This window comes from Ilyobacter sp. (assembly GCF_041583315.1).
Lineage (GTDB): Bacteria > Fusobacteriota > Fusobacteriia > Fusobacteriales > Fusobacteriaceae > Ilyobacter.
In genome coordinates this window covers 1-9651 of sequence record NZ_JBFHGC010000033.1, presented here as the reverse complement: position 1 = coordinate 9651, position 9651 = coordinate 1, and the positions used below count along the sequence as shown (strand labels likewise).

Below are 9651 nucleotides of genomic sequence, written 5' to 3'. Positions count from 1 at the left end.
CCTCTGGCCACACCTGCTCTCATAGCTATCATTATTCCTGCTCCTGCAAATCCACCTACAGCTGCGCTTCCCTTGAAAGCAGAGCTTATTATAAGTGATATAGCAGATCCTGTAGCGGCAGGGTTTGATGCCATTATTATTACTCCACCTAATATATAAAATACAGCCATAAAAGGAACGAGGAATGATGCTACCTGGGAAATTCTTTTAATTCCGCCAAAAGTAACAAGAGCAACTGCCACAGTAAGTATTACACCAGTTACAATAGTTGGTATTCCTATTGCTCCCTTTACCCCCTCTACAACGGCATTTACCTGCGGGAATGTCCCTATCCCCAAAAGAGCAACCATGATTCCGGAGAAAGCAAATACCTTCCCTAAAAATTTATTATTGGCACCTCTTTCGATATAATACATCGGTCCCCCGGCATACTCTCCGTCTTTTTTTACTCTGTATTTAATTGCCAAAAATCCTTCTGCAAACTTTGTACTCATACCAAAGAAAGCAGCGATCCACATCCAGAATATTGCTCCTGGACCTCCTAGCTTTATTGCAGTAGCCACTCCTACGATATTTCCTGTACCGATAGTCGCTGCCAGAGCTGTACAAAGAGCTGCAAAACCAGATACGTCTCCCTCTTTTTTGTCAGTTGTGTCCTCTTTTTCAAAAAGAAGCTTAAAAGAAGTTACAAGCTTTGAAACCTGGATACCTTTTAAGTTTACCGTAAGATAAATACCTGTTCCTACAAGTACAAAAAGTGTAGGAAACCCCCATATGATGCTGTCCAACTGTCCTAAAATTTCTTTCATTTTTCCTCCCTTATCTGTCAGATGGCAGAAGGGGCGTAATAAAAAAAGAGACTACAAAAAATGTAGCCTCTAGAAAACACGCCATGCCTGTTTTCCTCTGTCCTTTTACCTGAGAGTTTTACTCCTTCGGTGACTAGAATTAACCAATTCTCTCCAGAGGCTCGTCCAGTATAGGTCCTTTTACCTGAGAGTTTTACTCCTTCGGTGGCTGTGTTAACAGCTCTCTCCCAATACCTTCATCCGACTTAATTAAATTTTTATTAAAATAATAATAATCAATTTAACTAAAAATGTCAAAGGTTTTTTTTCAAAACAGTATCTTATATTTTTTCTATAGCACTTTTAATGATAATATATGTGATAGATAAAAGATTTTTATCTGGATTGAATTATAATAATTTTATGCCAATCTCTCTTTTAACACAGTCTAATAAAGGAAAACAAAAGAATTATGAGTAGTTATTTAATAAGATTATCCTAATAATACTCTTTTTAATTAAAAAAATTTATTCAGGAGGAAAAATGAAAAGGGTAAAACTAATATACAATCCCTATTCTGGTGAAAATTCAATATTAAAAGATTTGGATAGTATCTTTCAAGTTTATCAGCAAAGCGGTTATACTGTAGAGCCTTTTAGAATAAGCTTTGAAGCCAGAATAGAAGAAGCTGTTGAAAATATTACCGATGAATATGATCACATTATCATTGCAGGTGGAGACGGGACTGTAAACCAGGTAATAAATATAATAAAAAAAATGGAAATTGACCTTCCCATAGCTATACTACCTACTGGCACCGCAAACGATTTTGCAACATGCCTGGGGATGCCAAAAAATATATCTGAAGCCTGTGAGCAGATTATCAGTTCCCAAGTCAAGCTAATTGACCTTGGAAAAGTAAATGACAAATATTTTGTAAATGTCGCCAGTACAGGTTTGTTTACAGACATATCCCAAAAGACGAATGTCAATCTTAAGAACACAATCGGAAAACTGGCATATTATTTCGGTGGTATTATCGAAATTCCAAATTTTAAAAGACTTCAGATATCTGTGGAGTCGGAAGAACTCAAATATGATGGGCACTCACTTATTATCTTCGCTTTTAACGGAAAAAGTGCCGGCAACATAAACATAGCATATAAATCAGAGCCAGATGACGGTCTTTTAGATATTGTCATAGTAAAAGCCGAAATAATGACCGAAGCTCTCATATCATTTTTTAAATTTTTAAAGAAAGAACACCTTGAAAATCCCAAGGGAGTTATTTACTTTAGAACAGACAGATTATATCTACAGTGTAAAGAACCAATTTCTACAGACCTAGACGGAGAAAAAGGTCCAAACTTTCCGTTAGATATACAATGCATAAAAGGAGGATTAAAAATACTGGGGTATAAAAAAGATTGATACTTGAAGGGAGAATACTATGGAAAACTATAACGAAAGAAACTACTACACAACTTTAAAATTTATTTTGATCAAAGCAACTTATGATCTCTTCCCAGAAGCAGAGGTAAAGATACACCATTCTCTCAATAAGGGAATCTATGGTGAGATACTAAAAGATCCTAAAATTAAATCAGAAGATATACTGGCCATAAAAAACAGGATGAGTGCCCTTATAAGAGAGGATATCCCAATCCATTCTGTGACCATGCCTCTCTGTGATATTCAAAAACATGACTGCATATATAACAGACCTGATATGAGAAGACTTATCGAATACAGCGACTGGGTGGACCTGAGAGTATACGAGATGGAAGGTTTTTATGATTACTATCATAATGGTATGTTAAAAAGCACGGGATACCTAAATCTATTTGATCTGTCGCCTTATAACGGAGGATTTATTCTCAAATATCCATTTCAGAGCGACCCTTACAGAATCCCTGTGGAAACTGACCACCCAAAACTTGCAAAAATATTTCATGAATCGGAAAACTGGGGCGAGATAATGGAAGTTTCAGATGTAGGTGCTCTGAATGAAAAAACTATAAACAATGAAATAGCAGAACTTATAATGGTAAATGAAGCTCTGCATCACAAAAAACTTTCATTTATTGCTGATGAAATAGCTAAAAAACAAGAAATAAAGCTAGTCACAGTAGCTGGGCCATCTTCATCTGGAAAAACTACATTTACACAAAGACTGGCTATACACCTCAGGGTAAGCGGACTAAAACCATTGGTAATTTCCTTAGATAATTATTATAGGGGGAGAGATTTACTGCCCTTGGGTGAAAACGGAAAAAAGGATTTTGAATCCATAAAAGCACTGGATATAGATCTCTTAAACAAAAATTTGAAAGATCTCATGGAGGGTAAAGAGGTAGAAATTCCAAAATACAACTTTCTAAGCGGAGAAAGAGAAAAGATTTGGAAAAAAACAAAATTACCTAAAAATGGAATCATTTTTATAGAGGGAATACATGGACTAAATGAAGAGCTGACTCGGGAGATACCGAAAGAACACAAATACAAAATATATATAAGCTGCCTTACTACACTGAACATCGATGACCATAACAGAATCCCGACAAGTGAAGTAAGAAAACTGAGAAGGATAGTGAGAGACAGTTTGTCTAGAGGTACAAGTGCAGAAGGAACACTTAATATGTGGGAATCTGTGAGACGCGGAGAGGAAAAAAATATCTTTCCCTTCCAGGAAGAGGCTGATGCAATATTTGACTCCAATCTTATTTATGAGCTGGGAGTATTAAAAAAATATGCTCATGGAGAACTGAAAAAAGTAGCACCAGGAAGTATATTTTATGAGGAATCTCAGAGGCTTATCAAGTTTCTAAATTATTTTAGGGAGATAGACAGCAACTTGGTACCGGATGATTCTATTTTAAAAGAGTTTATAGGGGGAAGTTATTTTTATAAATACTAGCAGAACCCCGTCATAAGATAAAATCTAAAAAAATACTACAAAAAAAGAGAGAGGCAAGGATCTCTCTCTTTTAATTGAATCTAATTTCAATTGATTTTATATAAAAATCATTATGGTTTTTTTTTATTAAAGACAGGACAATATTTAATAATAAGAATAAGGCCATATTCTTATCTAGAGGGGTCCTGTCTTTATATTAAGAGTATAAAGGCAGGTTACCATAATCTACCGGAAATAACTATACAGTAGTAAAGTTATTTAATAAATTTTTGAAATTATTCCCTCTATAAATTTTTTAAGGTTTATCTTTCCCTTTTTCACTTCTTTCCCATCTAAGCTGCTCATAACCTTCCTTACCTCACCTATATCAAAAAGTATGCTGGAGTATTCAGTAAAAACATGATCATAAAAGTCCTCAGATCCCCTTTGGCATATATTCTCAAAGGCTTTGTATACTATCCGTCTTATCCTCTGATCAAAACTTTTAAAGTTAATTTCATTTCTGTCATTCTTTTTATAATTATCCACCACCTCATGAAATATCTCTTTCAGCTGATAATTATAAGAGTGATCGGTTTTCTTCAAATTAACTATTGATAAGATAACGTTTTTAAGATCATTTATACCAAATTCAGAAATTATTCCCAAATCAGAGAATACCTTCATGAGATCTTCGTTTATGTTATTTTTGATCTCTCTAGGAGGATTTATATTTACGAGAGTATTTTTAATAATCTCCATAGAGGTTTCAATTTCTATATTTTTTACAATGTTTTTCAAGACACTCATTACTTCTATTTCATTGATAGGCTTATTTATAAAGAAAACTATCCCTTTTCTGTAAGCTTCTCCAACCATGTCACTGTCCTTTACCTGGGATATCATTACAAATTTACCCCTATATCCCAAGGATGCACACTCTTCCATTATTTTTATTCCGTCCTTACCAGGAAGAAGAAAATCGATGAGTACAATATCAGGGTTATAGATATCTACCCATTTTGAGGCATCATCCCCTGTAGACAGCTCACCTATCACATCTCCCAGGGAATTTTTGTTTATTATATAGCGAAGCATTGTCCTTATGGATATGTCATCATCAATTATAAGAATTCTTTTTTTCATCTGCATCACCTCTAAATCTTCCAATGGGAAGTTGAATTTTAAAGCTGGTTCCATTTTCAGGAGATGAGATTATCTCCATACTTCCACCCATCTCATCTATGGTATTTTTTACATGAGATAAGCCCATTCCTGTTGAAGATTCCCCTGTTTTTTTGTCAAATTTTGTAGTGAATCCCGGATTAAAAATAAGGTCAATAAAAGGCTCGGGAATTCCGGGGCCGTTGTCAGAAACTGAAATATATATGAAGTTCCTGTCACTGTACTGAGATATTTTTATTTCACCTATCCCTGGCCTTCCGCCACTGGTTTCACTGAGTGATTCTATAGAATTAATAATCAAATTGTTTATTATAATAAAAATTTTATGATAATACTTCACTTTAAAAGCATCACGAAACTTGACTTCTATAGATATGTCAAGTTTGTGCTCTATGAGATATCTGTTTGTGTTACTCTTTATTATTTCGCCTATTTTCGAAAGACCAAGGGTTTCTTCCTGCTCAAATTTATTGAAGAGGTTGTCTAGTCCTGCTATGACTCGGGTATAGTCTTTTTTCAGTTCGTGTATTTCCCTGGATAGGTCCAGGAAATACCCTCTGGCCTCTTCCACTGTGGCTACATTCTGGTATGAATCATAGGATTTTTTCATCAGGCTTTCCACATTAGAGGACATTTTTTTTAAATAAAAGGATTCTGCCTCGAGATTTGAGGCCATGAGATTAAGTTTCAGATATTTTTTCTGATGCTCCTCCTGAAGTACTATAAACTCCTTCTTTTTGTAGGCAAGAAATATGAGATACACCATTACCCCTCTCACAGTTATCCCTATAACCACATATTTTATGAATGGGTAGGAGAAACTTTCCTTGACCACAAGCTCTAACAGGTTGCATACCAAGTCTATTGCCAAAAGAGACAGCATCTTTTTTTCGTGATTCAGTCTGCTTATATCCACAATGATACAGATAAACAAAAAAGCATAATAGTAATAAGCTGCAGGAAAAGCCAGGTTATAAGCCTCTTTGACAGAAAGTCCCAGAAAAACCCAGTTTAATATAAAAACATCAATAAAAAAGATCAGTGTAAATACCCCCGCAAGCTTCCAAAAATTTACTCTTTTATCTATTAAAATAAGTAAAAAAAGGGTAAAAACAGCTCCTGAAAACTCAAGTTTCCTTTCAAAAAAGAAAAAATGAAGATACTTAGTGAGAAGGAGCAATATAAAATAAACAAAATATTTATTCAAAGCGTCACCTCAAAATTTAAAATTGAAGTTTAAAAAAGTGGGGTAAAACCCCACTAATCCCTCAAAGCCAAAGGCATGAGCACATATGTATAACTGCTGTTGTCTGTCTCTTCTAAAATAAACATAGAGCTTGAGTTTGTGGCCTTTATTATACTATTCTTCTGAATATTACCTATGAAGTCATAGATAAATTTTACATTTAAAGATGCCCTAAAGTCATCTCCATCTTTTATAGTATCCAGCTTTTGCACAGTCTTGGCACTTCCTGAAGAAACTGTAGAAACCAGTTTGTTGCCTTTAAATTCAAAAAGGGCACCGTTTTTTGTCTCTATATTTCTTTTTGCCACAGTCAGAACTTTTTTCATAGATTTTTTAAAGTCATCTGTATTGAGCTCTATCTGTTTTGTATAGGACATACTTTTAAAAATAGATCTGTAATCTGGAAATGGAAGCTCTATAAGTCTTGTGGACATATATGAATTTCCGGACCTTACAGTGAGAACTGCATTTTTTACTCCGAAACAGGCGCTTTCCTCTGAATCCTTTAAAAGTTTACAGATAATCCCTACACTCTCTAGGGGTATTGATATCTCCTGATTTGATTCACACAAGGCAGGCATTGTATACTTTGTGAGCCTGTAGGAATCTGTAGATACAAAATTTAAATTTTCTGACTCACATGACATTCTTATACAGTTTATTGCAAGATTGTCCACAGTTGGAAATGCTGAAAACTTCACTTTCTCAAAAGCAGATATTATTTTGTCGCTCTCAAGCTGGAAAAGGTCGTCTGACTCATTCTCTTTTATCTCAGGATAGTCTTCCCACTCCATGATTGAAAACTCGGCTCTGTGAATAGATAGTTTCCCGTCACTCACAATCATCTCAAGTTCTTCCTCATCTAAAAGTTTGATGTACTCAAGGATCAGAGGTATCTTAAAAACAGTAACTCCCTCTGTCTCAACTACTGCAGGAATAGAGGATATATAGCTAAATTCAAGATTTGATCCTGTAAAAACGGCCATTCCGTCTTTTGCTTCTAATTTTGTCCCTGATAAAACAGGTCTTATTGTATTTTCTCTCACAACTACAGAAAGATTTGAAAGGACTTTAATAAGTTCCTCTCGGTTCACTTTGATTTTCATCAGATCCCCCCAAAAAACAGTTTTACAAAAAGTATACTATATAATTATAATAGACACAAGAGATTTAAATTTAAGAATTTTATCCAACGAAATTTTCACCTTGTAATCTTTATCAACATTATAAATTCAAAAGATATATACAGGAAACACCTTTCCCGACACTTTACCTTAAAAATTTATAAAGACACAAAATTTTGATTGAAGTTATTTCAAAAGAAATGTATACTCAATCTGACAGAATAAAAAAAATCTTTTAAAAATTAATTGAATAAAAACAATCTTTTTGATCTTAAAGGGAGGAATAAATGTTAGACAAAGTTCTTATTATTAACACAGGCGGTACAATAGGGATGGTTCACAGTGAAAAGGGAAATACCATGAGCCCACTAAGACCTGCAGAAAACTGGGATGAAATTGCAAAGGAACACCTTGTGCTTGAAGGTCTTGCCACTGATTATTACCAGTTTGAGACCCTTATAGATTCTTCTGACATATCCCCGGAAAACTGGGTAAAAATGGCCGAAGTAATTGAAAGCAATTATAATGAGTATAGAGGATTTGTAATACTTCACGGTACTGACACCATGTCTTATACAGCCTCTGCCTTATCATTTATGCTGAAAGATTTGGACAAGCCGGTTATTATAACAGGAGCGCAGGTGCCTCTGCAAAAACCTAGGAGCGATGCCCTCCAAAATCTAATTACTGCCATCCAAATAGCAGGAAATGAGTTCTACGGCATAAGACTTGTACCTGAGGTATGCATATTTTTCAGAGATACCCTCCTCAGGGGAAACAGAAGCAGAAAAAATGATGCCAGAAACTATTTTGGATTTTCTTCACCAAATTACCCATCTTTGGGAGAAGCCGGAGCAGAATTGGGAATCAAAAAAAATAAACTTTTGAAAAAAAACGAAGGTAATTTCCACATAGAGACTGCCTTAGACAACAGAGTTATTATTATTGAAATCTTTCCAGGATTAAAGCCATCATACCTAATGAATATATTTGAAAGCATAGAGGACGTAAAAGGAGTTATATTAAAGACCTACGGAAACGGAAATGCTCCCACTAATGAGGATTTTATAGATGTTATAAACTTCATCACATCTAAAGGTATCGTGGTAATAAACATAACCCAGTGCACCACAGGTACTGTAAAAATGGGAATGTATGAAGCAAGCACCAAACTTCTGGACGCAGGGGTAGTAAGCGGACTGGACCTTACTCCGGAAGCAGCTTTGACAAAACTCATGTATCTTCTTGGTAAAACTGACGATACAGAAGAAGTAAAAAGGCTGATGTCTATTGATATATGTGGAGAACAGACTCTCAACCATTACAATTTCAAGTTTGCTCAAAATAATCCTGCCAAAATTTGTAAATTTTCTTTTGACATTCCTGAAGAAATAGCAGGGGGAGACATGATAGAAGCCGCTGTAAGAATAAAAAAACTCTCACAAAAAAACAAAGTAGACAAAGTCAGTATTATCGTTTCTTTAGAAGGAGACAGTTTTATTGAGAATATAGATAATTTTCAGTGCAAAAAAAAGATTCATAAAAATACAGAAAACATCCATGAAGACATACTTTTAAATTTTAATAAATGTGCTAAAAAAATATCAGAAGAAAGCAAAGAGATCATAGTTACACTAGAATCTGATAAAGCCATTGTCTGGGGAGATATAGTATTTTCAATATATGCTGAATGTTAGAAAAAGGGAGTATATACTCCCTTTTTCTATTATAAGTTCTGAGATTGTTTATATTCCCTCATTAGCCGAAACATATCCTTATCTGCAACTGCAAGCCTGCGGCAGGACTCCCTGGCGATATTTAATATAACCATGCTGAAAAGTTTTATATCTTCCTTGGAAAGTGAATAAATATTTTTTTTATTTAAAATAATAAGAACTGCGTCTTCAGAAACTACAGCTGAAGCTATATAGGGAAATATCCCTATAAGCTCTGTCTCACCAAAACAATCACCGGTATCAAATTCCACTATCTGAAAAGTTTCCTCCTTCATCTCCTCTACAATTTTTACTTTTCCGCTTTGGATAATATAAATATTTTCAGGTGAATCTCCCTTTTTAAAAATAAATTCCCCCTGTTTATATTTTTTCTTTTTTAAAAGTGGAAATATCCTTTTTAACTGCTCCTGTGACAGGCCACCAAAAATAGATATTTTATTGAGAATTTCGGTGATCTCTTCATAATGCTTAAAAATTCCGGATTTTTTAGTCATATTGCATCTCCCAAAACACAATGAATTTTTATATCATTTTCAATTTATTATATCCACAAAATCTTCCACTTTGCAAGTTCACAGGCTTCATAAAAAAATATCCCTGCACCCTTTGGGGTATTGCCATCGTTGACAATAGGATAATATTAATGTATAATAATTCAAATAATAAAATCAATAGG

8 protein-coding genes and 1 riboswitch are annotated in these 9651 nt (G+C 34.5%); of the genes, 3 read left to right on the top strand and 5 right to left on the bottom strand.

All coding sequences use genetic code 11. The features are described 5' to 3' along the window. The coding region (locus ABZA26_RS02295; protein ID WP_372712907.1) for an alanine/glycine:cation symporter family protein at window positions 1-809 on the bottom strand (809 nt) is incomplete at its 3' end. A gap of 162 nt (window positions 810-971) precedes the next feature. Further along, window positions 972-1049, bottom strand: a riboswitch (glycine riboswitch). Between the two features lie 282 nt (window positions 1050-1331). On the opposite strand from ABZA26_RS02295, the gene ABZA26_RS02290 reads away from it, so the two are divergent. Then, complete coding sequence (locus ABZA26_RS02290) at window positions 1332-2219, top strand: YegS/Rv2252/BmrU family lipid kinase (RefSeq protein ID WP_372712906.1); 888 nt, start codon at window positions 1332-1334, stop codon at window positions 2217-2219. A gap of 19 nt (window positions 2220-2238) precedes the next feature. Continuing rightward, the gene (locus ABZA26_RS02285) at window positions 2239-3705 is read left to right on the top strand and encodes a uridine kinase (RefSeq protein ID WP_372712905.1); all 1467 of its coding nucleotides are present in this window, start codon (window positions 2239-2241) and stop codon (window positions 3703-3705) included. 258 nt (window positions 3706-3963) lie between these two features. Here the strand turns inward: ABZA26_RS02285 and ABZA26_RS02280 are convergent, their stop codons facing one another. The 3 genes from ABZA26_RS02280 to dnaN are packed head-to-tail and all read right to left on the bottom strand — an operon-like array spanning window position 3964 to window position 7221. Next, a complete protein-coding gene (locus tag ABZA26_RS02280; RefSeq protein ID WP_372712904.1) occupies window positions 3964-4830 on the bottom strand; it encodes a DNA-binding domain-containing protein in 867 nt (288 codons plus the stop codon). Continuing rightward, window positions 4805-6076: an ATP-binding protein gene (locus ABZA26_RS02275; protein ID WP_372712903.1), complete on the bottom strand. Its 1272-nt coding sequence runs from the start codon at window positions 6074-6076 to the stop codon at window positions 4805-4807. Before ABZA26_RS02275 ends, ABZA26_RS02280 begins: the two co-directional genes overlap by 26 nt. Before the next feature lie 53 nt (window positions 6077-6129). Beyond that, window positions 6130-7221, bottom strand: coding sequence for a DNA polymerase III subunit beta (gene dnaN / locus ABZA26_RS02270; RefSeq protein ID WP_372712902.1), 1092 nt, complete (start codon window positions 7219-7221; stop codon window positions 6130-6132). A 305-nt stretch (window positions 7222-7526) separates the two neighbouring features. Here dnaN and ABZA26_RS02265 point away from each other — a divergent pair, with 305 nt between their 5' ends. Next, window positions 7527-8936 (top strand): asparaginase, encoded by a 1410-nt coding sequence (locus tag ABZA26_RS02265; protein WP_372712901.1) that lies wholly within the window; start codon window positions 7527-7529, stop codon window positions 8934-8936. A 29-nt stretch (window positions 8937-8965) separates the two neighbouring features. Here ABZA26_RS02265 and ABZA26_RS02260 read toward each other — a convergent pair whose 3' ends face one another. Further along, window positions 8966-9469, bottom strand: coding sequence for a Crp/Fnr family transcriptional regulator (locus tag ABZA26_RS02260; protein ID WP_372712900.1), 504 nt, complete (start codon window positions 9467-9469; stop codon window positions 8966-8968). Window positions 9470-9651 lie beyond the last annotated feature (182 nt).